Genomic DNA, 25,462 nt, shown 5'->3' with positions numbered 1-25,462 from the left:
GTGAAGGAAATGTGAAGGAATGATGAAACAACGAAGATAGTTAGAGAGGAGGCATCAGATGACTGTGAGGGTGTGCCCCTATTCTGGTGTCGTTAAAGCAGGTAATAGTTGATACCGGGGCGCAATAGAAATATCCCATTAACTTATTTGGTTGACTACTATCATGATAAAGACATCCACTCAAACGTTTTTGTATTTCGCCTATGGCGCCAACATGTTCTCCCGCAGAATTCAATCTCCCAACATTGCACCCTCAGCCGTAGCCGTGGATATCGGTTTCGTGCAAGGGCGGCGCTTTACGTTCGGCAAGGTCAGTCGCGATGGTTCCGGTAAATGCGATGTGGAAATGACTAACAATTCGAGCAACCGCGCGTATGGCGTACTTTATCGTATCAACGCGAAGGACAGGGAAAATCTGGATCGGGCAGAAGGGCTAGGTCTCGGATATGGCGAGGCGAACGTCCAGGTTGTGACCGCGAAAGGCACTTATACCGCCATGACCTATGTTGGAAGCTACAGGGAGCCGATTCTGCGACCCTATCAATGGTACAAGGCATTTGTCATCGCCGGCGCCATTGAACATGGATTACCGGCCGAGTATATCGAATGGTTGCGGACATTCGAAGCGCAAGCTGACAGCAACGCCAACCGCAGATCTGAAAGGGAAGCTCTGCTTTTCGGAGATCTGCCCCTGGCCAGCTTCAATCAGGACGCTGATACCCGGCAACTGGCAGTGAATGAAGCATGACGCATTTATTCAGGCAAGCTCGATATCAATGAAAAACGGCGCCCTTGCAGGCGCCGTTTTCTTTTCATGTGAGCCTCTCCCGTTGATACCGTTCATGATTGAATCTAGGGAAGCGCTGAACAAATCCTCACTGAGCGCGTTGCTGGTAAAATCGGGATGATCATAAGGCGCGCGACGCAGGTCGTAGCCGGGACTACGATGCCAAGGAGCGCAACGCGGTGAGCACCCGATTTTACTGCAACCCTTATGGGGGGGGCTTTGCGAGCGGTCTGCCTTGTCAGGGTCCTAGCGAAGGGGATCAGCCATTCGCGTCGTCGCCTTTCGCGCATCCCATCCCGCAAAGCCACCGCCGCGCCAGTGGAGATTTGTTCAGCGCTTCCCTAACTCCGCCCTGTGGCGAACTCGCCATACAGGTGAACGTCGAGTAGCGCGGAAAGTCTTAGTGGATTATGGCTCTGGACTGGAAATGAGTAGCCAGCTGCCGGGTTTACGTTGAACCTGAAGCTGAATCGGTGGGCGATCAGAGCGAGGTCCCAGGTGGCGAGACCAGCTTCTGATAAAAAGCAAGGCGACGTGGATCGATCCTGCCTTCGTTTGCGGCTTGCGCTATTGCGCAGGCTGGCTCTCCCGTGTGGCGGCAATTACTGAACTTGCACTGACCAAGATAACGCCGGAACTCGACGAATTCCCAAGCGAGCTCCGCCGAACAGATATGGTTTAGTCCGAATTCCTGCAATCCGGGAGAGTCTATGAGCCGCGTATCCCCATCAAGCGCATAAAGACGCGCATGGGTGGTCGTGTGGCGGCCCGAGTCGAGCGCGGCAGAAATACCTCCGGTAGCCCGGTTTGCCGCTGGAATCAGCCCATTGATGATGGTCGACTTGCCCATGCCTGACTGGCCCACGAGAACGCTAAGATGTCCCTGCAGATGGGGTAGCAGGACGGACGCATCGATTTTGGCGCTGAGTTGCACCACGGGATAGCCCAGGCTTCCATAGAGGGCAAGCGACTCGGAAGCGGTACGGGTGGGTTCTCCCAGATCGCTTTTGTTCAATGCGATCAGCGTGCGGATATGTTGATTTTCAGCTGCCGCAAGACAACGGTTTACCAGTTCTTCGCTAAAACTGGGAATTGCCGCCACCACAATGACCATCTGGGTGATATTCGCGGCGATGAGTTTTTGCCGATAGGGGTCGCTACGATATAGCGAGGTGCTCCTGGGAAGTATGGTTTCTATGACACCCTGCGTGGATGTAGTGGGCCGAATTTCCACATGGTCGCCGCACGCCCCGCCGCTCCGCTTCCCCCGCATGACACAGGAATAAAGAGAGCCATTTGCCGCATTCACCAGAAAATGCCTGCCGAACGCAGCAACGATTTCGCCCGAAAGCGCAGTAGCCAAGCCGCTGGCAGACTTCAAATCGCGAATATGGTATCGATCTTCGCCGCGCAGATAAAATCATTTTCCGACAGGCCGCTTATTGCGTGGGTCGTATACTCCACGCGACACCTGTTATAACCTACGGTCAGATCGGGATGGTGGTCCTCACGATGAGAAATCCAGGCAATCGCATTCACGAAGGCCATGGTCTGATAATAATTTTTGAATTGATAATCCTTCCGGATGACGTTATCCAGAAACTCCCATCCCTCAAGCTGCTGCATCAGTTCGGCAACCTCGGTGGATGAAAGCGGAGGCATCGCACCTTCGCAGGGCTTGCACCGCCGGGCTGTCAAATCGTCTACCACTGTCTCCATAATTCCCCTCCCGCATCGTGTTGGTTGTCAGTTATTATATAGGCAACTGGCTCCTTGCTTTATACGCAATTTGATCCCGTACCAAGCCCTGGAGGCGGCCTATCCTTATTGCCGCTGGCGGATGAGAATCATAAAACGCCGAATGCAGCGGATCAGGCGTCAGTGTCGCCGCGTTATCCTTGTAGAGCTTGATCAGGGCCCGTGTGAGATCTTCGGCAGAAGAATTGTCGGCGGCATATTGATCCGCCTCGAATTCATGCGTGCGGGAGTACAGGCTTGCCAGTGGCTGGAACAGAAAAGTGAATGCAGGCATCACCAGGAAGAATAGCGGCAGTGCAACCGCGGTCGAAGGTACCGAGGCTACGGTCACGCCCAGTTCACGGTAGAACCATTCCTGTTGCATGAGGTATTCCAGAATCCAGAGAAATACCAGGCTCATGAAGAAGGTCCATACGATACGCTTGATTACGTGATGACGCTTGAAATGCCCCAGTTCATGAGCTAGCACCGCCTCGATCTCGGATTCATCCAGGTGCGTTATCAGGGTATCGAAAAAAACGATGCGCTTGGTCTTGCCAAAACCGGTAAAATAAGCATTCCCATGGCTGCTGCGGCGCGATCCGTCCATTACAAATAGCCCGCTGGACCTGAATCCGCATTTCTGCATCAATTGCTCGATCCGCGTTTTAAGCGATGCATCTTCGAGAGGCGTAAACTTGTTGAATATCGGCGCTATCCACGCTGGGTAAACGGCCAGAATCACGAGATTGAAGGCCATCCATGCGAGCCAGACGTAGAACCACCAGTTCGTGCCCATCTGTTCCATCAGAAAAAGGACGCCCAATAGCAGCGGCATTCCGAGAAACAGGCTTAGTACGGTCCGTTTCGAAAGATCAACGAAGAACATGGGGGGCGTCATGTTGTTGAAACCGAATCGCCGCTCCACGACAAAAATACGATAATAGCTCAAGGGAAGTCCGACCGCGGTCATCAACAGCGCAGTGCTCGCAATCAGCATCGCCCCGTTCAAAATAGAATGGCTTGACCAGCCCATCCAGAAGCCGGCCAATGCATTCAAGCCGCCGCCCAGGGTCAGTATCAGCAAGACTGCTGTCTCCAGACAAACGGAAACATATTCCAGCCGCGTTTTCGCGCAGGTATAGTCCGCCGCTTTCTGGTGGGACTCAAGACTGATTTGTGAAGAAAAGTCATCCGGCACGCGGCCGCGATGGGCGGCCACGTGGTGGATGTGGCGCCTCGCCAGCCATATCCTGGTAAGGAAGGTAAGCATTACGGCGAGGAGGAACAGGAGTGTAAAAACAGGCATAAATGTAAGGGGTCGATCATTCCTCGGGATTGAGGGGCTTCAGGGGCGGAGAAGTGACGAGCTACCTCCGGATATGACACAATTGCCTGTCAAAAATTCAGTAGACGTTTTTAATTATGGCACAAGACAATAATAACCTCATATGGATCGATATGGAAATGAGCGGGTTGAGTCCCGATAGCGACCGTATCATCGAGGTAGCGCTGGTGGTGACAGACAGCCAGTTGAACGTATTGGCGGAAGCGCCGGTATTGGTGGTATCTCAGCCTGATTCGGTGCTGGATGGCATGGACAGCTGGAATAAATCGACCCATGGCCGATCCGGGTTGATCGATAGAGTCAAGGCATCCAGGCTGGACGAAGCCGAGGTGGAGGACCGCATGATCGCATTTTTGCAGCAGCATGTTCCCCCAGCGATCTCTCCCATGTGCGGCAACTCGATCTGCCAGGACCGCCGGTTTCTGGCGCGCTGGATGCCACGGCTCGAAGCCTACTTCCATTACCGCAACCTGGACGTCAGCACCCTGAAAGAACTGGCGAAGCGCTGGAGGCCGGAAATCCTCCCGGGTTTGACCAAGCAATGCAAGCATGAGGCGCTGGCGGATATTCATGACTCCATAGCGGAGATGAAATATTACCGCGAGCATTTCATTCAAAGCGTGGATGGCAGCATAGCCATTCCCGCCCGATCGTCATAATTTACTTCTCCCGCGAGGAACTGCGCATGGCCTCAGGAACCGCATACACTCTCGTCGTCAATCCCAAAATACCTGAACGTCTGGCGCGGCTGGAAGAGCTGGCGAACGATCTCTGGTACAGTTGGGATCGTTCCACGCGTTCGCTATTTTCACGCCTTCATCCCGGTTTATGGGGAGCGGTCGGCCATAACCCCAAAGCTTTTCTCAAACGAATCGATGAATCGTTGCTGCTGAAAGCGGCTGAAGACCCCGTATTCCTGGCGAGCTACAACAGCGTGTTATCCGCCTACGATTTCTATCATTCCGCTCCCGTCCGGCATGATCCGGGGGAGACGCTCGAATCCACCGATCGAATCGCATACTTCTGCTTCGAATTCGGCTTTCATGAAAGTTTTCCAATTTATTCGGGTGGACTGGGAATCCTTGCCGGCGACCATTGCAAGGCGGCAAGCGATCTGCGCCTGCCGTTAGTCGGCGTCGGGCTGCTGTATCGCCAGGGATATTTCTCCCAGACCATCGATAACCTTGGGAATCAGCAAGTTACTTATACTGATTCCGATATCGAAGATTTACCGGTCGCGCCCGTGTTGCGGGCCGACGGTTCGGCAGTTTGCGTCGAAGTGGAATTGCCGCATCGCAACGTAATGGTGAAGGTATGGGAAACAAAAATAGGCCATGTGGTCCTTTATCTGCTCGATACAGATCTCCCGGACAATTCGTTCGATGATCGCGACATCACCCATCAGCTCTACGGCGGTGACAGGATCATGCGCATAGAACAGGAAATCATACTCGGCGTCGGCGGCGCTCGTGCCTTGCGGGAACTGGGAATAAATCCGGCGATATGGCATATCAACGAAGGCCATGCAGCTTTCATGATGCTTGAACGCATGCGAAATCTGGTTCGGCGGGGACTGGATTTTGATAGCGCATTGGAGGCGGTGGCGGCGAATACCGTATTTACCACGCATACGGCGGTTCCCGCAGGGCACGATCATTTCAGCGATGACATGATTTTTACCTATTTCGAAAGTTTTTGCCGTGACATGAAAATCACGCGCGAGCAACTGGTTGCGCTCGGCCGCGTGCCTGGCAGTCACGATTTCAACATGACTGCGCTTGCGATCAACGGTTCCCGTTTTCATAACGGCGTGAGCAAGATACACGGGAACGTGTCGGCGCGTATCTGCCGGGAACTGTGGCCTCAGATCGAACCGGAGGAGAATCCGGTGGACTACATAACGAACGGCGTGCATGTATCGACCTTCCTTGCGCAGGAATGGTCCGATTTGTTTGATCGTTATCTCGGTTACGAATGGCGCAACAATATCAGCAATACGGCGTACTGGTCGCGTCTGGATACCATACCCGATCATCTGTTCTGGAGCGTGCGGCAAACCCTGAAATCCCAGATGCTCTATGGAATACGCGCCCGCCTTTCCCGGCAAAATGCCCGAAATCACGGTTCGGAAGCGCATCTCGATCGCCTGCTCCGATTGACCGATCCCATCAACCCCAATATTCTGACGCTCGGTTTTGCCCGCCGCTTCGCCACCTATAAGCGCGCTGCATTGCTGTTCGAGGATCTGGACTGGTTGCGCAAGATCGTGCTGGATCAGGATCGTCCGGTTTTGCTGATTTTTGCCGGCAAGGCGCATCCCGCTGATGTGCCGGGGCAGGATTTGATCAGGCGGGTGAGCCAGGTAGCACAACTTCCGGACTTCGAGGGAAGGCTCCTGCTGGTCGAGGGTTATGATCTGCGTCTGGCGCGCCGTCTGGTCGCAGGAGTGGATGTATGGCTCAACAGTCCGGTCTATCCGCTTGAAGCAAGCGGAACTTCGGGCATGAAAGCCGGTATCAACGGAACCATCAACCTTAGCGTGCTCGATGGCTGGTGGGGGGAGGGTTACGATGGCAAGAATGGCTGGGCCATCAAGCCGGGACCCGAAAACATGTCTGCGAGCCTGCGCGATAGCGAGGAAAGCAGGGATTTCTATGAAACCTTACAGGACGACGTAATTCCGCTCTATTATAGCCGCGAGAAGTTTGGCTATTCGCCAGGATGGGTAAAAATGGCAAAAAACTCCATGATGTCTCTTTTGCCGCGCTATAACGCAGCCCGCATGGTAGGTGAATACACCAGCAAGTTCTATTTCCCGGCAACCAAACAGGGCAAGCGTTACGCGGAGAATGATTTCCGTGAGGCAAGAAACATCGCCGCGTGGAAGAACTTCATCAGAAAGGTTTGGACCGGGGTGGGGATTCGCCGCATCGACACTCCCCATAAGCGTATCAATTTTGGCGACACCCTGCATTTCGACGTTGCGTTGAAGCTGAATGGCCTCAGGCCCGAGGACGTCACAGTGGAACTGCTGATTTGCCGCCAGTTCAAAAAAACAAAGCTGCACGAATTCGAACACTTCGAGTTCGAATTCACCGGGGTACAGGAAGCGGGAGAAGACATGTTCGCGCTCGATCTGACTCCGGGCCTCTGCGGGAAGCTGGAGTATTACATACGTGCCTACCCTTACCACCCCCTCTTGACGCATCCTTTCGAGATGGGAATGACGGTGTGGCTCTAATTCGCATGGTTCCAGCGATCACCGCATGAAGACGGAAAATGAAGCTGGAAATCAGGACAGCAGGGACAGATAGAGTTTACGGTAGGAACTGGCGCTGGAGCGCCAACTGAAATCCTTCAGCATTCCATTCTTTTGCAGTTGCCGCCAGATCCGCTTATTATCGTAGGCGGCAGCAACGCGGCTGAGCGCACCGGCAAAACTTTCGGCAGTCATGTCGTGAAACACAAAGCCGCTGGCGCTCCCGTCGGCGAGCGTGTGGGGCGTGCAGTCGACCACGGTGTCGAGCAGTCCTCCAGTGCCGTGGACCACCGGGGGCGTTCCGTAACGCTGGCTATACATTTGATTCAGCCCGCAGGGCTCGAAGCGGGACGGCATGAGAAAACTGTCTGCCCCAGCTTCGATCAGGTGCGTCAGCTTTTCGTCAAATCCAATTCTGACCGCGATTTTCCCTGGATGATGGTTGGCCAGAGCGGCCAGCTCCTTTTCAAGCACCGCTTCGCCGGTGCCTAAAATGACCAGTTGCGCCGGAATATCCACTAGTTGCCTGGCTATTTCCAATAACAGGTCGCAACCTTTCTGATACGTGATCCGGCTGACGGCGCCGAACAGCAGAACCTGCCGGTCGACGGCCAATCCCATCGCCTGTTGCAGGGCGCGCTTGTTGGCAACTTTCGGGGCGAGATCGTCCGGGCTGTAATTCTGTACAAGATGAGGATCGGTGGATGAATCCCACTCTGTGACCGGGATTCCATTGAGAATGCCGCTGAGATGCTGTGCGCGGGCAGCCAACAGGCCTTCCATCCCGAAACCCAGCGGGGCGGCCTGGATTTCTTTTGCGTAGGTCGGGCTTACGGTAGCAATACGGTCGGCATAATAAAGCCCCGCTTTCATAAACGACATTCCGCCATAATATTCCACCCCGTTCATGCTGAAACTGGCAGGGGGCAGGCCCAATTGCCCTGCTGTCTCTGGAGAAAAAACGCCCTGGAAGGCAAGATTATGGATTTCCATGAGGGACGCTGCTTTTTTCCCTTTATGAAAATGGAGGTATGCCGGCGCGAGGCCGCTTTGCCAGTCATTGCAATGTATGACATCCGGATACCAGGGGAGGGGGCTCGCGTCGCTCGCCAGAATGGCGCCGATCCTGGACAACAAGCCGAAGCGCAGGGAATTGTCGCTCCAGTCATGCCCGGCTTCATCCACATAAGGACCTCCTCCCCGGTTATAAAGTGGCGGGCAATCGATGATGAATACCGGAATGTTCGCGGATGGTCCGGCGGGTAATTTTGCCGACAACAATGCCGATGCCGGAAAGGGCGCATGTTCAGGAAAATCCGCTACCTTACGTTTATATCTGAGCTTTTTCAGTACTTGCGAATATCCTGGGATAAGCACGCGTACATCCACCTTCATTTCGCGCAGCGCCGCCGGGAGTGCCGCGCTCACATCTCCCAGACCTCCCGTTTTGCTCAAGGGATAAATTTCAGGAGTGACAAATAGAATGCGAAGGGTGGAAGAAGACAGCATGGCTGAAAAGAATGTATGTCGTTATATCCGTCTGCTTCAGGCTCTGTAGCTCATCCCGCATAAATTCCGCTGATCCTCGATGGACCCTGCCGGCCAGGTGCAGTCATTATCACATGGCATTCCAGGCGAATAGCCGTGCTTTGCAGGCTTTGGAATGATCTTGATTCAGGTTCAAGAACAGGTACAGCACTCGACCACAGGCGGTGTGAATGATTGCACTGCTGCGGGGGGATTCCCTGAGCGCCCGCCAGTTTTTCTGCGTCTGTTATCGGGATCGGAAAGGGCTCAACCTGCAGCAGCACGAGGCAGGCCCCTTGAGTCCTTCATATTCAGCGGATTCAGCGGACTCGCAGGGCTCGCCGAACTTGCCGGACTTGCATTTGGCAACTCAAGGATGGCGGAATCATGGCAGGAAATGGTGCCGAGATTTCCGGATATTTTCGCCACATGTTTTTTCCTGCAACGGATGCCGTGCTCCTGCAATCAGCCTGATTCTACCGGCAGCGTATTTCATGAACCCTTATTCAGGAGTCCTTAATACCATAACGTCCTCCGTTCTTTCAAGTGACAGAACGATTCCGGCCAGCGGGGGCAGCGTAATGACAAGAGAGTCCGGCCACCCCATCCAGGATTTGCCCGTGGAGGCGATCAGGCCCATGTTGCCCAGGTTGGCGCCGCTATAATGAGAAGAATCGCTGTTGAATATCTCCAGGTAATTTCCGCCTTCCGGCGCTCCGATGCGATAGCCGAGACGGGGCACCGGCGTAAAATTGAGTACGATGAGAAGAAAAGAGCCGCTTCGGGAATAGCGGAGATAGCTGATGACCGAATTGTCGGCATCATGGCAATCCACCCAGGAGAAACCTTCGGCTGCAAAATCCATCTGATGCAGAGCAGGTACATGGCGGTATAGCCGGTTCAGGTCACGCAACGCGGTTTTTATCCCGCGATGCTGCTCATATTCGAGCAGTTTCCAATCCAGTTCCCTCGCGGAATCCCATTCGCGGTCCTGCGCAAATTCGTTGCCCATGAAATTGAGCTTCTTGCCGGGGTAGGTCATCTGATAGGTTAACAACAGACGCACGTTGGCGAACTGCTGCCAGGTGTCGCCGGGCATTTTTCCCAACAGCGACCCCTTGCCATGCACGACTTCATCGTGCGACAGCGGCAGGATAAAATTTTCCGTATAAGCATAAAGCTGGCCAAAGGTGAGCTGGTCATGATGAAAGTGACGATGAATGGGGTTTTTTTTCATATAGAAGAGCGTATCGTTCATCCAGCCCATATTCCACTTCATCGAAAAGCCCAAGCCACCCAGATAGGTGGGACGGGATACCGCAGGCCAGGCAGTTGACTCTTCCGCGAGCGTCAGGGCGCCCGGGAATTCCTCATGCACCATGATGTTCAATTCCCGCAGAAAATCTATCGCTTCCAGGTTTTCCCTTCCTCCATACCGGTTGGGCAGCCAACTCCCCTGATCGCGCGAGTAGTCCAGATAAAGCATGGACGCGACCGCGTCGACGCGTAATCCATCGAAATGAAATTCGGACAGCCAGTAGTGCGCGCTGGACAGCAGAAACGATTTCACTTCGTTGCGCCCGAAATTGAAAATATATGTCCCCCAGTCCAGGTGAACTCCGAGGCGAGGGTCTTCATGCTCATACAGCGCGGTCCCATCGAACCGGGAAAGCGCAAAGTAATCTTTCGGAAAATGCGCGGGGACCCAGTCGAGAATGAGTCCGATGTTGGCTTGATGGCAGGCATCGACCAGAAATTTCAGATCTTCCGGGGAGCCGTATCGGGAAGTCGGCGCAAAGTAACCAGTGGTTTGGTAGCCCCAGGACTCATCAAGCGGGTGCTCCGAAATTGGTAGCAGCTCGATATGGGTAAAACCCATTTCGCGCACATAGGGGATAAGGTGACAGGCAAGCTCGCGATAATTGTAAAATTGCCCATCGGCATGCCGTTTCCAGGAGCCTGCATGCAGCTCGTAAATATTGAGCGGCGCGTGCAGCCAATCCCATGATGCACGGTTTGCCATCCACTCGGCATCCCTCCAGATTGTTTCGGAGGGCGCGGATACAAAAGCGGCATTTGCCGGACGCAGTTCATACCAAGTGGCATATGGATCGGTTTTCAGCAGGATCTCTCCGCTGTCACGATTACGGATTTCATATTTATAAAGCGAATGCGGTGAAACGGAAGGGATGAACAGCTCCCATACTCCGCTAGTCCCATGAACGAACATGGGGTGCACCCGCCCATCCCAGCGATTGAAGTTTCCAACCACGCTGACCCGTTCCGCGTTGGGCGCCCACACCGCGAAAAGCACGCCCGAGACGCCTTCGATTTCAAGAGGATGGGAGCCCAGGGTGTCATAAGCGCGCCGCAGGCGGCCTTCATTGAACAGATACAGGTCGTGGTCCGAAATCTGAAGCGGAAAAGCGTAGGGGTCGTAGGTTTCATACAATTGCCCCTTGAAAAGCGGATCGTTGCTTTCGATGCGCAAAAGATACGGAACCGGCGGAAGGGCGGCGCCCCGCCATTCGAAAATTCCGTCGGGATGCACCCTGGACATCCCCTCGAAATTCCCTCGAATATTCACCCATACATTGATTGCGTCGGGATAGAACACGCGGATCAGGCTGAAATCTCTTTCCCTGCGGGGGCCGAGGTAGGAAAAAGGATCGTACAGCCGCGCCGCCAACAGTGCGTCCGTCAGCAAACTATCGCTATCCGGCATGATGTCTCCTGAAAAGTGCTCGCATGGCGGGAATTATAACTTGCGCTTGGCGTTGAATTGGGATCAAATTATGCAAGGATGAGGCGGCGATGGCGGCAGGCAGAATGGAAGCGGGCCGAAATGAAAGACGGCCGAAGTCGAATTTTTCGAGAGCGGACATCTTATGACTCACGAGGTTGATTTACGTTTTCACAGCCATATTACGCGCAATACCGTGGCGCTCATACTGGCCGGAGGGCGAGGCAGCCGCCTGCGGCAGCTTACGGACTGGCGGGCCAAACCGGCTGTGCCGTTTGGCGGCAAATTCCGGATTATCGATTTTCCCCTGTCCAACTGCGTCAATTCCGGCGTTCGCCGGATAGGCGTGGCCACGCAATACAAGGCGCAAAGCTTGATCAGCCATATCCAGCATGGCTGGGGCTTTCTTGACGGCCGCTTTCAGGAGTTCGTCGAACTGCTGCCAGCGCAGCAGCGGATAGAGGAAACCTGGTACCAGGGGACTGCCGATGCGGTGTATCAGAATATCGATATCCTTCGGCGGCATAACCCGGAATACGTTCTGATCCTGGGTGGGGACCATGTTTACAAGATGGATTATCGAAAGCTGCTGGCCGACCACGTCGAAAAATCGGCGGACATGACGGTCGCATGCGTCGAGATTCCCCTGGAAGAGTCGCGCTCCTTTGGCATCCTCAGCATAGACCAGAACTGGCGTGTCACCGATTTTGCCGAAAAACCATCCCATCCCACCCCCGTGCCGGGTCAGCCAACGAAGGCGCTGGCGAGCATGGGCATTTATGTATTCAATGCATCGTTTCTTTTCGACCAGTTGATCCGCGACCATGATGAAGGGCGCTCATCGCATGATTTCGGCAAGGACCTGATTCCTTATCTGGTTCCCCTTCATCGCGTATATGCTCATCGATTTTTCGATAGTTGTGTCAACATGGCTTCCGGTATGCCGTATTGGCGCGACGTGGGGACGATCGACGCCTACTGGGAAGCCAATCTCGACCTGACGCATATCACCCCGGATCTGAACCTGTATGATGAGGAGTGGCCGATATGGACGCATCAGGAGCAATTGCCTCCTGCCAAATTCGTTTTTGACGACAATGACCGCCGGGGCCAGGCGCTGGATTCCATGGTTTCCGGCGGCTGCATTATCAGTGGCTCATCGGTGCGCCGTTCCTTGCTGTTTTCCAACGTCCAGGTGCGCAGCTATAGCAGCATCGAGGATTCGGTGATATTGCCCAACGTGGATATCGGACGCCATGTCAGGTTGAGGCGGGTGGTGGTGGACAAGAACTGTGTGATTCCGCCGGGAATGGTAGCCGGGTTTGATCCGGACGAAGACCGGCAGAGGTTTCATGTCACGGAAACCGGGGTAACACTCATTACTCCCGAAATGCTGGGGCAAAAAACACATTTTGTGAGATAGCCGGAAAGGCGCCAGGGATGGCAGCGAACGGGATGGCGGCTGTATAATCCGGGTCCCAGGGAATTTCGGCGATTCAATTGCGGGTATTGGGGAATGCGATAGGTTCTGATCAGGCTTACATGGAAACGCAATCATTGAATCTGGTTCTGCTGTGGCACATGCATCAGCCGGATTATCGCAATTACGAAACCGGCGAATTTACCCTTCCGTGGGTATATCTCCACGCCATCAAGGATTACACCGACATGGTGGCGCATCTGGAAGCGCATCCTCGCATGAAAGCGGTAGTGAATTTTGTGCCCGTATTGCTGGACCAGATCGAAGACTACGCTGCGCAATTCGCCAATGGAGAAATGCGGGATCCGCTCCTGCGCTTATTGGCCACGCCAGATCTGGACCGGATTTCCGCAAGCGATCGCCTGCGCATATTCGACAGCTGCTTTCGCAGCAACCACGTAACGATGATGCAACCGTATCCTGCATACAAGCGGCTGCACGATATGCACGAGACATTGCGCGGAAGAGGCGAGGCGGAGCTGACTTATCTTTCCGGCCAGTATCTGGCGGATCTGCTGGTGTGGTATAACCTGGCATGGACCGGCGAGAGCGTGCGCAGGAGCAACGAAGCAGTGGTCAGGCTGATGACCCAAGGTGGCGGTTTCACCTATTCGGACCGCATGCATTTATTCAACCTGATCGCGGAACTGATGACGGGATTGATTCCACGCTACCGCAAGCTTGCCGAAGCCGGGCAGATAGAACTTTCCACCACGCCGCATTATCATCCGCTTGCGCCTCTTCTGATCGATTTCAATTCCGCCCGTGATAGCATGCCGGACTTGAGCTTGCCGATGGAGGAAGCATACCCTGGCGGCCGCGGCCGCGTGGGCATTCAGCTGGCTTCGGCCATCAAAAGCCATGAAAAGCGCTTTGGCATCACGCCTGCGGGAGTCTGGCCGGCGGAAGGGGCGGTATCCGGACAGTTGCTGGATATCATAGCGGAGCACAACGGTGGTTGGTGCGCCAGTGGGGAAGGTGTGCTCGCCAATAGCCTGCATCATTCCTATCCGGAAGGCCACCCGGAACGGAGCCGCTACCTCTACCGTCCTTATCGGGTGGAGGGAAGAGCAGAAAACGTTCTCTGTTTTTTCCGCGACGAGAAGCTATCGGACATGATTGGCTTCGAGTATGCAAAATGGTTTGGGCGGGATGCCGCCGAGCATCTGGTGCATTCCCTGGAAGACATCGGGCGAAGCATTCCACCCGGAGAGAATTCCATTGTCAGCGTCATCCTCGATGGGGAAAATGCGTGGGAATATTATCCGTACAACGGATATTATTTTCTTAATGATCTCTACGGAATCCTTGAAAATCATGGCGCGATCCGGACCACCACCTATCACGGCTATATTGCTTCGATGAAGCAGGGCGACGCCGCGACCCTGCCGGTTCTGGCTGCGGGTAGCTGGGTCTATGGGACATTTTCCACCTGGATCGGCGACCGCGACAAGAATCGCGCGTGGGATCTGCTGTGCGCGGCGAAGCGCAGTTATGATCTCGTCATCCAGAGCGGACGACTGACCGAGGAGGAGAGAACGAAGGCGGAACGCCAACTGGCTTCCTGTGAAAGCTCCGACTGGTTCTGGTGGCTCGGCGATTATAATTCACCCCACGTCGTGGCGAGTTTCGACAAGCTGTTTCGCGACAATCTGGCCAACCTTTATACTTTGCTGAAGTTGCCGGTGCCGGTAACCTTGCTGGAGCCTATCAGCCACAGCCACGGGGGTGCGGCGCCGGAAGCGGGTGGCACAATGCGGCGCGCATCCTGAGACCCGCATGAGAGATGCCCGGCGCGCTTTCATTCAGCGCCGTTCGTGATGCAGCAGCCGATCTTTTCGCCCGGAACATGCGAAAGCGGATCTTCTCGCGCGAGGCGTGGATGGATGTGCCGCGTCTCGCTTCAGCGAGGATTTGTTCAGTGATTTCCTCGTTGCGGGAAGGCGAAAGTGCCGGTTGCCGTGAAATGCAAGTCTGGCCTTGATTCCAGCAAAATATTCCAGCCAGCAGCACCGTTTATGGCGCGAGCCGATGCGTTTCATCCCATGACCAGCCATGCCCGCGTTCCCGTGACGGCGGGCGATGGTGGCGAATTGCGTTTCGATATCCCTTGCCCGCAAGATTTCGCAGGCCCGGGTAGATGCTTTCCCTCGGCATTGCTCTGGAGGTAACTCGATGGCTTCCCCGGTCAGTCTGCTCTTCGGTGTTCATGCTCACCAACCGGTCGGCAATTTTCCTGAAGTATTGGCGGATGCACACACCCGCTGTTACCGGCCGTTTCTGCAAGTGCTTCATCGCTACCCCGATTTTTGCTTTGCAATGCATATTTCCGGTTGGCTGTTGGACTATCTGATCGAGCATTACCCCGCGGATATGGACTTGCTGCACAAAATGGTATTACGCGGGCAGGTTGAACTGTTTGGCGCGGGCGACACCGAGCCAGTGCTCGCGGCAATTCCCAATCGCGATCGCATAGGGCAAATTCAGACTTTTTCGGACAAACTGGAGCTGAAGCTGGAGCAGCGTCCCCGCGGCGCCTGGCTGACGGAGCGGGTCTGGGAGACATCGGTGGTCCCGGCATTGGTGGATTGCGATATTCGCTACGTGATCGTGGACGACTATCATTTTCTTTGTGCTGGCAAGAGCACCGTGGAACTGCAAGGCTACTTCACTACCGAGGAGGATGGGCGCAAGCTCGACTTATTTCCGATTTCGGAGACGTTGCGTTATAGATTGCCATTTTCTCCGGCTCATGAAGTAGTGGCCTATATCGAGGCCCTGGCAGAAAACAGCCATGATCACGCCGGCAGCGCTGCGATATATTTTGACGATATCGAAAAATTTGGCATTTGGCCCGAAACGTATCAGTGGGTATACGAAAAAGCCTGGCTAGACGACTTTATCCAGCGAGTATTGTCGTCGCCGCGAATCCGCACGCAGCATTATCGTGATTACCATGCCGCCACGAAAACACGCGGGATCGTTTATTTGCCCGCGACTTCGTATATCGAGATGAACGAATGGACATTGCCTGCGAGTGCCGCCAACGCCTATGCGGACCTGGTGCATCAGGCCAGGGTCTCGGGGTGGTATGAGAGCCGCAAGGCGTTTTTGCGTGGCGGAATCTGGAAGAATTTTTTCTCGCGCTATCCGGAATCCAACTGGATGCACAAACGAATGCTGGGCTTGTCGGCGCGCCTGGGGATGCTGCCCGAGCCGCAACGCACCGCTGCAATGACACAAAAACTTTATGAGTCACAAGCCAATGATGCGTATTGGCACGGTTTGTTCGGAGGTTTGTATTTGCCGCATCTGCGGCGAGGGGTATACAAGGCCATGGTGGAGCTGGAAGGCATGCTGGATGTTCGCGTTCCGCGTCCCTCGCATTTCCTGGAGGATACCGACCTCGATGGGATGGAGGAACTGTATCTTCAGAACGGGGTGATCCAGGCCATTTTGAAGCTGGATGGAACCGGAAGTGTCTGTGAACTCGATTCTTATCTGCTGAATCACAATTTCGGCGACACCTTGCGGCGCCAGGCCGAACACTATTACCGGAAAATTCAGCAGGGCGAATACGGCTCTGGCGGCGCGGGCTCGGGCGGTATCGCATCAGCCCATGACAGAGCGGGCCTGAAGCATGAAATCAGTGCCAGCGATATGGAAGTCGACGATCATCCCCGTGGAATGTTTATCGATTGCTTCAAAGGCCAGTTCGTCAATTATCAATTGCGGGACACCGACCAGGGCGCGCATTTCGCGGCGGGTGTGCTGGCGCTTCACGTGGACAAAAGAATCCGTCTTTCAGACGCACGCTTGACGGTTTCGTACGTTTTCGCGGGCGAAAAAGAGGGCATGTTCGGGACGGAAATCAATGTTGCCATGCCGAGCTCCGATGGCTGGGGCGGACGCTACATTTATCAGGGCGAGATTCCTGGCGGGTTTGGCCATCACCTCGAACTGCCAGGTTTGACCGATATCATTCTGGATGACGATGCGCTGCCTGGCGGGATCGCGTTAAAGACTTCTGCTCCAGTTGGGTTGCGCGCCCAGCCGTACCATTCCGTGTCCCAATCGGAAGGAGGATTCGAAAAGATCATGCAGGGGGTGGCCATCACCCTGGAATGGCCGGTGGCCACGGGGGAACTGGTGATCAGCATGGAGATCAGGCCGGGAACCAGGCACGGCAATGACGATCCGGATGCGGGAAACCCAGACGGCACGGGGTATTGAACCTAAATCCGGCAGTTGACCGCTCTTTTCTTAGTTTAGAGCCATGATCCACAAAGACTTTCCGCGGTACTCGACGTTCACTGTTATGTTGAGTTCGCTACAAGGCGGATTGCGCGATTTTTGCGGCACATGGCAGCGTTGCAACTCCTTGCAATGGAATGGCCATTGCGCGTCGTTGCGCCTTGCCCTGCACTTCAAAAACCGCACACTCCACCCTGTCCAACCGCCGGATTTAGGTTGAAGCATCGCAGCGGGGATCCGTCTAACGGACGGGATTGCGCGAATCCCCGCCCTCACAGTAAACGTAGCGAGACTTGGGCGTCCGTTCGTTTTTTTGCGGGGTTTAGGTATCCATGACCGCTGCAATCTTCCACCGCTGCGGTTTAGCCGCGGCTGTTTTTTTGCCCGAGGATGGTGCGGAGCAGGGTGAGGAGCAGGCTGCACAGTTGTGGCGATACGTACAAGATTTCTGGTAAAATCGCGAATTCTCAAAGAGACAAGCAAGGACCCGAAATGAGTTACGTGGTAACTGAAAGCTGTATCAAATGCAAATACACTGATTGCGTAGACGTTTGCCCAGTGGACTGCTTTCGCGAGGGGCCTAATTTTCTGGTGATCGATCCGGATGAGTGCATCGATTGCACCTTATGCGTGGCGGAGTGCCCGGTGGAAGCAATTTTTGCCGAGGATGACGTGCCAGTTCATCAGCAGCATTTCACAGCGCTTAACGCTGAGCTATCCAAAGTCTGGAAGCCCATCATCGAGAAGAAAGATGCCTTGGCCGATGCCGACGAATGGGCGAATGTAACTGAGAAACTGGACAAGCTCGAACGCTGATCCGCAGCGGTTTGCAACCGCATGTCCTCTATTTCGAATTTCCCCGGTATTCATTTCAACGATCTTTTCCCCGATCTCGCCGCTGGCCCCACGACCAGCGTCACTGTAGTCACTCCTAACCGAAGGCTCGCGGCGGAGCTCAAGCGCAATTTCAACCAGACCCAGGCCTCTGGCGGCGCTGCTGCCTGGGAAGCCGCGGATATCCTGCCGATTTCCGCATTCATCGAGCGTCTTTACCAGGAAGCGCTTTATTCCGGGCAAGTGCCGGAACTGCCCATGCTTCTTACCCCTGCGCAGGAGAATGTCTTATGGGAAGACATCATCCATCATTCCGCAGCGGGCGCGGCCTTGTTTTCCATTCCCGAAACCGCACAGCTCGTTCGCGAAGCATGGATACTGGCACACGCTTGGCAGCTTGTTCCGCAACTCCGGAGTTTTCCGCTGAACGAAGATGGAAGGGCATTCCTGGATTGGGCGGGCCTTTTCGAAAAGACCACGCAGCGTATGCGGCGGACAGATCGCGGGCGCTTATCCGATCTGGCGTCGGAGCTATGCTTGCAGCCCGAAACCAGGAAGCCGAAGCGCCTGGTCTATTATGGCTTTGATATCCTTACGCCCCAGCAGGCATCATTTCTGCGCACGCTCCAGGAATCGGGTTGCGAAGTCATGGCAGCCGAGCCTCTGCAGCGCGGGCCGCAAAGCGTCAATGTGAGCCGCGTGACCTGCGCGGACCATGAAGACGAAATACGCCTTGCAGCTGCCTGGGCGCGGGCGCGCATCGAGGCGAACGGCTCCGCCCGAATAGGTATCGTCGTTCCGGAGCTTTCCAGCCGTCTCGATGTTGTCAAGCGTGTATTTGGCTCCCTGATGCAGCCGGATGTGCAGCAATCGCTGCCGGGGGCAGCCAGAGCCGTTTCGCCTTTCAACATCTCGCTTGGCGTGCCTCTCACCTCCTTCCCCATCGTACGCGCTGCTTTCCTCGTGCTCGAACTGGGTGCGATGGAAGTGTCATTCGAACAGGCGAGCATCCTGTTGCGTTCCCCCTTCATCAGGGGCGGCGAGACGGAAATGACGGACCGTGCGCGGCTCGACGCGCGCTTGCGCAAGCATGGCGACCCTGCCATCACCGTGGAACAACTGCTCGCTTCCATAGAGCGGGAGCGCGAAGGGGGCGATATCGTCTGTCCGCTGCTGCTGCAGTCATTATCGGCTCTTGTCCAATTCAAAAGGGCATGGTCGGCTGGCCGGCATCCTCCGTCTGCATTAGCCAGTGCAATGACAGATGTGCTTCGTGCAGCCGGTTTTCCCGGTGAACGGCAACTGGATTCCACCGAGTTTCAGGCACTGAAAAAATGGCAGGAGATCATTGCGGATTTTTCGGTTCTTGATGCCGTGTGGCCGCGAACGGGATATCACGCAGCGCTATCGCGCCTGCACCGGATGGCGGCCGAAACCTTGTTTCAGCCGGAAACCCCCGAAGTCCCAATTCAGATCCTGGGAGTGCTGGAAGCCGCGGGGATGAGTTTCGATCACCTGTGGGTGATGGGATTGTCGGACCAGGCATGGCCGGCACAATCGCGTTCCAATCCGTTTTTACCGATCGAGCTGCAGCGCTCCTCGAACTTGCCACAGGGCTCCCCCGCCGCCTCGCTTGAGTTAGCACGCCGGCTCACCCATGGCTGGCTTTGCGCCGCAGATGAAATTATTCTCAGCCATCCCGAGCGCGGCAATACACAGGAATCCGCGACGCTTGCTCCCAGTCCCCTGATCGCCGGCATTGCTGTCCGCGGCCCTGTATTGCCCGCTTACGCCAGCCACCGGGACCTGATCCATGATGCCCGTCAACTGGAACGCGTGGAAGACGACAAGGCTCCGGCGCTCGGCCGGCTCGCCGCCAGCGGAATCCACGGCGGCGCTGCGGTAATAAAAGACCATGCGGCCTGTCCATTCCGGGCTCTTGCCATCCACCGGTTCCACGCGGAAGGCATCGAAACGCCAGGCACCGGCCTCTCGGCAGCGGAACGCGGGATATTGGCTCACCATGTACTCGCCCAGGTGTGGAGCTGCCTGAAGACCAGACGCGCGCTCGACACGATCAATGAGCAGGATCTCGAAGTGGTGCTTGCCGATGCTGCGGAAAGTGCAGTCGCCCGCCTGCGCAAATACCGGCCAGTCACTCTTTCGGGGCGCTTCGCGGAAATCGAGCAGCGACGGCTGACCAGACTGGCGCGAGCGTGGCTCGACGAGGACAGGAAACGCGGCGATTTTCGCGTTGCGGCAGTGGAAGGCAAGCGGAACATCGAAATTGCCGGGTTGGTATTGACGACGCGGCTGGATCGGGTGGACGAGGTGGGCGATGGCCGCCGCATCATTATCGATTATAAAACCGGCGCACCATCCGCGGGCGCCATGCTCGGCGAACGCCCGGATGAACCGCAACTGCCCTTGTATCTCCTGGGTGCCGAGCCGGACGCCGCCGCGGTTGCGTTTGCACAGATCAAGGCAGGCACGGCGCGATTCCTGGGGTTTGCGCGCGACAACGACTTGCTGCCAGGGGTGCCGGCATTTTCAGAACCCAATTTCGCTCGCCAGCATGGACCATGGGAACAGCTCGTAGCCACCTGGAAGGCCGATCTTGCTCGTATCGCGACTGGATTTGCGAATGGTGACGCGCGGGTGGATCCGAAGAAAAACCGGCAGACTTGCGGCAACTGTGGCTTACGGTCTTTCTGCCGCATCGATGAGCGCTATGAGTATATGGAGGCCTTTCTTATCGAAGGTGGAGAAGGCGGAGAATGAGCAGGGTTTCGTTTATTCCACCGGATATCGCAGCGACCGTTATACCGGATCCATCCGATATGCCGGAACGTCGTCGTGCGCTCGATACCAGGCATTCCTTCATTGTTCAGGCGCCCGCCGGTTCGGGCAAGACCGGCCTTCTGATTCAGCGTTACCTCACTTTGCTCGCCTGCGTCGATGAACCGGAAGAGATCGTTGCCATCACGTTTACGCGGAAGGCGGCCGCGGAAATGCGCGAGCGGATCACGAGGGCGCTTGTCCAGGCACATGGATCGTGCGGCGACCCGACCCCGGAAACCGAACATGAAAAACTTACCCGCGAACTCGCTGACGCCGCCTTGAGAAGAGATACCCAGGCCGGCTGGAATGTCCTGGAGAATCCTGCACGGCTTCGAATCCAGACATTCGATTCATTGTGCGCATCGCTGACGAGGCAGATGCCGTTATTATCGAATCTGGGTCCTTCGCCTCAGAGTGTCGAGGATGCTTCGGATTTGTACCTCGAAGCGGCCTCTGCCACCATCCGCATGGTCGAGACCAGCCACGACGTGGGAAAGGACATCGAGCGTCTGCTCGAGCATCTCGACAACGATGCCGCCCGTCTCGAAAAATTGCTTGCAAGCATGCTGGCGCGACGCGACCACTGGCTGCGCCATATTCATAGCAGAGGCCGCGATGAGCTGGAAGGGGCATTGAAGCGCACGCGGCGCGCGGTTGTGGGACAAGTGCGTGGCCTATGCGAACTTTTCCCCCAGGGCATGCGGGCTGAACTGATCGATGTGATGCGCTATGCCGTGAGCAATTTGGCTAAGGGCGACTCCCATTCCGGGGACGTGGATCATTTCCAGTTACTTCAGTCGCTCCGGTCACTCCAGTCACATGGGGTAAAAATCCTGCCTGGGGACGGGGAACAGGATATCGCGTACTGGCGGGCGATCGTCGAACTGCTTCTGCGGAAAGACGGCGAATGGCGAAAACAGTACGCGGCACGGGAAGGATTCCCCCCGGGCAGCGGCAAGGTGGAAAAAGCGGTGGGGAAATCCTGGAAAGACAGAGTTTGCGCGCTGGTTTCTGGAATTGGCGCACAAGATGGTGCGGGCACGCTTCGGCACGCGCTACAGGAAATCCGCCACATGCCGCCTGCGACGTATACGGAGACCCAATGGGAAGTGCTCGGCTCCATCATGCGGTTACTCCCGCATGCTGTCGCCCAGCTCAAGCTCGTGTTTCAATCGAGCGGCAGAGTGGATTTTATCGAAGTCGCGCAAGGTGCCCTGCGCGCTCTCGGGGAACCGGAATCGCCCACGGACCTGGCGCTCGCGCTCGACTATCGTCTTCGTCATTTATTGATCGACGAGTTCCAGGACACTTCCATCAGCCAGTTCGAATTGGTCAGTAGGCTTACATCAGGGTGGGAGCCGGAAGATGGCCGCAGCATGCTGCTGGTCGGTGATCCTATGCAGTCCATCTATCGTTTCCGCGAGGCGGAAGTAGGATTGTTCCTCCGTGCCCGCGCCACGGGGATCGGTAATGTTGCCCTGCACCCGATTTCCCTTTCAAGCAACTTCAGATCGCAGGGCGGGATCGTGAATTGGGTCAACGATACTTTCGCGCGGGTGATGCCGCAGCAGGAAGATATTTCGCTTGGTGCAGTTTCCCATAAAAAATCGATTTCAACGAGAGACTTCCTTGGCGGAACGGCCGTGAGCATCCATCCGTTCTTTAACGATGATCACGCGGGCGAGGCGGGAAAAGTGGTGGATATCGTCGCTCAGGTCCGGCGTGAGAACCCTTGCGCCACTGTTGCCATCCTGGTGCGCAACCGCGGCCATCTCGGTGAAATCCTGCCCCGGCTAAAGAAGGCCGGCATGCGCTACAGTGCTATGGAAATCGACGGATTGGGTTCCCGGCCGATAGTGCAGGATCTGATGGCCCTGGTCCGTGCCTTGACGCACCTGGCAGACCGGTCGGCCTGGCTGGCGTTGCTGCGCGCACCCTGGTGCGGGCTTACACTGGCGGATATGCATGGCCTTCTGGCGGAACGAATCGAAGTCGTGCAGGGCGACATGCCGGAACCGGGCTTTGGCGAACCGGGCGGGATGAATTTCGAGCGGGGAAATCATACCGTGTGGGAGTTGCTGAACGATGCCAACCGGTTGCGCCGGATTTCTGCCGATGGTGCCGCCCGGCTGCAACGCGTGCGAAAGGTACTGGCAATGTGTATCCGCAGTCGCTGTCGACTATCCTTGCGATCAACGGTTGAGGCGGCATGGCTTGCATTGGGGGGGGCGGCATGCTGCGAAAACGCGGCTGACCTGGAGGATGCACAGGTCTTTCTCGATCATCTCGAAATGCATGAAGATGCAGACGGTGTCGCGCGAATAGCCGAATTGGAAGAGAAACTCTCCCGGCTTTACGCTTTTCCCGATCCACAGGCGGATGATACGCTGCAGATCATGACCATCCATAAAGCCAAGGGTCTCGAGTTTGATTACGTGATCCTGCCCTGCTTGGGACGCGCTACGCGCAACGGCGACAAGAAGCTTTTCATGTGGATGGAGTACCCGCGCGAATTCGAAGCGGGGCAAACCGAAGGCAACGAGCTGCTGCTTGCGCCGATCCAAGAAACAGGCGCGGAAGATGATCGCATTTATGCCTGGCTCGAAAAACGGGATGGGGAGAAAGAGCGATTCGAGAACCAGCGCCTGCTGTACGTGGCCGCGACACGTGCCAGGGAGCGGCTGCATCTGCTGGGCAGCATTGATGTAGGTCGGGATAATCAGGGTGGTTTTGAGCTGAGGCCGCCGGACAGGAAGACATTGTTGAGCAGGATCTGGCCAGTGGTTGAGCTGGATTATAGGGAAGCGGCCATGCGATTGGAGGTTTTGAACGCGCCGGAAACCGATGGCTTGCTGATAGCCGATGGAAAAGTGGATGGTAAAAGAGGAGAATATCCTATCAACCAGTCGTTCCGCCGCCTGGTATCGGGCTGGGTGTTGCCATCCGCGCCGGCCCCTGTTCGATGGAAGACGCCGGATCATGTTATATCGGCGGGAGGAGAAATCGAATATTCCTGGGTGGGGGAGACTGCGCGCCTCATCGGCAGTATTGTTCATCGCTGGCTGCAGCGCATCGCAGAGGAAGGGGTGAAAAGCTGGAGCCCGGCGCGAATTCAAGGCTTGCGCGATACCTTGAGGTTCCAGCTTGTGGCTGTCGGCGTCAATGAAATCGATAGCGGGACCGCTGTCCAGCGCGTGGTTGCGGCGCTTGTCCAGGCAGTGACCGATCCGCGGGGACAATGGCTGCTCGGGCCGCAAAAGGATGCACGCAATGAATTGCGCATGACGACCGTCATCGATGGCAACTGGATGGATTTCGTCATCGATCGGACGTTTATGGACGAGGACGGTCAGTGCTGGGTCGTGGACTATAAGACGAGCAGCCATGAAGGCGCGGATATCGAAGGTTTCCTCGATCGCGAGCAAGCTCGCTACCGTATCCAGCTCGATCGTTATGCAGCCCTGCTGCGGAATGAGGATGGGGCGCCGGTGAAGCGAGGTTTGTATTTTCCCTTGCTGAGAGGCTGGCGGGAATGGTAGACGAGGATAAGACGTAAGGTCGAGCAGTAATTCAATAGATAGGGCCTGATGAAACCAAGAAATTATTTGCCGCCATATCGCGGCGCCAGATGGGGGCGGACTATCCGCTTTTTATTGCATGCATCGGTATTTCTTGCTGCTGGCGGTGCACCGGCTTTGGCTGTGGCGGAGCAGTTGCGCCCGGAAGTGGAAAGTTTTATTGGAGAAATGGTGGTGCGCCACGGTTTCGAGCAGGCGAGCCTGGCCCATATCTTTAGCACCGTGCAGTTTCAGCCATCCATTATCACTGTGATGTCCCGGCCGGCTACCTCAAGGCCATGGTATGAATACCGCCCCGCATTCATCAATTCGAAGCGTATTTCCGGTGGGATCGAATTCTGGAACAGGTATGGCGGGATCCTCGAGCAGGCGCGCAAGGAATTCGGTGTTCCAGAGGAGATCATCGTCGCGATTATCGGTGTCGAAACGATGTATGGCGTGCAGACTGGCAGCCATCGCGTGCTGGACGCATTGGCGACGCTCGCGTTCGACTATCCCAGGCGAGCGAGTTTTTTTCGGGACGAACTGGAGCATTACCTGCTGCTGGGACGGGAACGCTCGGCAAAACTGGCGGATCTTTTGAATATCAAGGGTTCTTATGCCGGGGCGATCGGCGTTCCCCAATTCATGCCCAGCAGCTACCGACGCTATGCGGTCGATTTTGACCATGACGGCAAGATAGATCTAACGGGTAGCATGGCCGACGCAATCGGAAGCGTGGCGAATTATCTCAAAAGTTATGGCTGGGAGGCAGAGCAGGCGATCGTGCTCCCTGCTCTCGTCAATGGTGAGAAATATCGGGCCGCGCTCTTCGCTGGCCAGAAGCCCGGATACTCGGCGGAAGAAATGAGAAAACTGGGAATCATCACACGTACAGGTTTTCCCCTGGGAAGGCATGCCACCCTGATCAAGCTTGAAAACGCCGATGGCAATGAGTATTGGCTGGGCTTCAATAACTTCTACGTCATTACGCGCTACAACCGCAGCGTGCACTACGCGATGTCGGTATTACAGTTAGCCGAGCATATACGCACTACCAGGATTTTCAGTGTTCAGCAGTAGATTTGGCGATAT

Annotated in this window: 15 protein-coding genes; 10 read left to right on the top strand and 5 right to left on the bottom strand. The window is 55.8% G+C overall.

Annotated features, from left to right (window positions below; all coding sequences use genetic code 11):
- The first annotated feature begins 163 nt into the window (after positions 1-163).
- Positions 164-748, top strand: coding sequence for a gamma-glutamylcyclotransferase (locus ACZ5CE_RS11990; RefSeq protein ID WP_464575135.1), 585 nt, complete (start codon positions 164-166; stop codon positions 746-748).
- Positions 749-1,268: 520 nt separating this feature from the next.
- Here ACZ5CE_RS11990 and rsgA read toward each other — a convergent pair.
- From rsgA to ACZ5CE_RS11975, 3 genes are read right to left on the bottom strand one after another with little or no spacing between them, the layout of a single operon-like run.
- Positions 1,269-2,150 (bottom strand): ribosome small subunit-dependent GTPase A, encoded by an 882-nt coding sequence (gene rsgA / locus ACZ5CE_RS11985; RefSeq protein ID WP_464575134.1) that lies wholly within the window; start codon positions 2,148-2,150, stop codon positions 1,269-1,271.
- Between the two features lie 14 nt (positions 2,151-2,164).
- Positions 2,165-2,506 (bottom strand): 4a-hydroxytetrahydrobiopterin dehydratase, encoded by a 342-nt coding sequence (locus ACZ5CE_RS11980; protein WP_464575133.1) that lies wholly within the window; start codon positions 2,504-2,506, stop codon positions 2,165-2,167.
- A gap of 34 nt (positions 2,507-2,540) precedes the next feature.
- The gene (locus ACZ5CE_RS11975; RefSeq protein ID WP_464575132.1) at positions 2,541-3,833 is read right to left on the bottom strand and encodes a M48 family metallopeptidase; all 1,293 of its coding nucleotides are present in this window, start codon (positions 3,831-3,833) and stop codon (positions 2,541-2,543) included.
- Positions 3,834-3,949: 116 nt separating this feature from the next.
- Between ACZ5CE_RS11975 and orn the strand changes: the two genes are divergently transcribed.
- Positions 3,950-4,531 carry an oligoribonuclease gene (gene orn, locus ACZ5CE_RS11970; protein WP_464575131.1) on the top strand — a complete coding sequence of 194 codons (582 nt, stop codon included), beginning with the start codon at positions 3,950-3,952 and terminating at the stop codon, positions 4,529-4,531.
- Positions 4,532-4,557: 26 nt separating this feature from the next.
- Positions 4,558-7,113 (top strand): alpha-glucan family phosphorylase, encoded by a 2,556-nt coding sequence (gene glgP / locus ACZ5CE_RS11965; RefSeq protein WP_464575130.1) that lies wholly within the window; start codon positions 4,558-4,560, stop codon positions 7,111-7,113.
- A gap of 51 nt (positions 7,114-7,164) precedes the next feature.
- Here the strand turns inward: glgP and glgA are convergent, their stop codons facing one another.
- Both glgA and glgB read right to left on the bottom strand, forming a co-directional pair.
- Positions 7,165-8,640: a glycogen synthase GlgA gene (gene glgA, locus ACZ5CE_RS11960; RefSeq protein ID WP_464575129.1), complete on the bottom strand. Its 1,476-nt coding sequence runs from the start codon at positions 8,638-8,640 to the stop codon at positions 7,165-7,167.
- Between the two features lie 520 nt (positions 8,641-9,160).
- On the bottom strand, positions 9,161-11,383 hold the full coding sequence (gene glgB / locus ACZ5CE_RS11955) for a 1,4-alpha-glucan branching protein GlgB (RefSeq protein ID WP_464575128.1): 2,223 nt from the start codon (positions 11,381-11,383) through the stop codon (positions 9,161-9,163).
- Between the two features lie 163 nt (positions 11,384-11,546).
- On the opposite strand from glgB, the gene glgC reads away from it, so the two are divergent.
- The 7 genes from glgC to mltB all read left to right on the top strand — a co-directional run bounded on the left by glgC (position 11,547) and on the right by mltB (position 25,450).
- Positions 11,547-12,824 carry a glucose-1-phosphate adenylyltransferase gene (gene glgC, locus ACZ5CE_RS11950; protein WP_464575127.1) on the top strand — a complete coding sequence of 426 codons (1,278 nt, stop codon included), beginning with the start codon at positions 11,547-11,549 and terminating at the stop codon, positions 12,822-12,824.
- Positions 12,825-12,943: 119 nt separating this feature from the next.
- Positions 12,944-14,653, top strand: a complete 1,710-nt coding sequence (locus ACZ5CE_RS11945) for a glycoside hydrolase family 57 protein (protein WP_464575126.1) — start codon at positions 12,944-12,946, stop codon at positions 14,651-14,653.
- A 403-nt stretch (positions 14,654-15,056) separates the two neighbouring features.
- On the top strand, positions 15,057-17,114 hold the full coding sequence (locus ACZ5CE_RS11940) for an alpha-amylase/4-alpha-glucanotransferase domain-containing protein (protein WP_464575125.1): 2,058 nt from the start codon (positions 15,057-15,059) through the stop codon (positions 17,112-17,114).
- Between the two features lie 513 nt (positions 17,115-17,627).
- Complete coding sequence (gene fdxA / locus ACZ5CE_RS11935) at positions 17,628-17,951, top strand: ferredoxin FdxA (protein WP_464575124.1); 324 nt, start codon at positions 17,628-17,630, stop codon at positions 17,949-17,951.
- A gap of 21 nt (positions 17,952-17,972) precedes the next feature.
- Complete coding sequence (locus ACZ5CE_RS11930; protein WP_464575123.1) at positions 17,973-20,750, top strand: PD-(D/E)XK nuclease family protein; 2,778 nt, start codon at positions 17,973-17,975, stop codon at positions 20,748-20,750.
- Complete coding sequence (locus tag ACZ5CE_RS11925; protein WP_464575122.1) at positions 20,747-24,349, top strand: UvrD-helicase domain-containing protein; 3,603 nt, start codon at positions 20,747-20,749, stop codon at positions 24,347-24,349. The genes ACZ5CE_RS11930 and ACZ5CE_RS11925 overlap by 4 nt, the downstream gene beginning before the upstream one ends.
- A 48-nt stretch (positions 24,350-24,397) precedes the next feature.
- The gene (gene mltB / locus ACZ5CE_RS11920) at positions 24,398-25,450 is read left to right on the top strand and encodes a lytic murein transglycosylase B (RefSeq protein ID WP_464575121.1); all 1,053 of its coding nucleotides are present in this window, start codon (positions 24,398-24,400) and stop codon (positions 25,448-25,450) included.
- Positions 25,451-25,462 lie beyond the last annotated feature (12 nt).

The sequence above is a fragment of the Nitrosospira sp. TNL200 genome, assembly GCF_055386305.1.
Note: the sequence above shows the minus strand (reverse complement) of the source record. Positions and strands in the feature narration are given on the sequence as shown.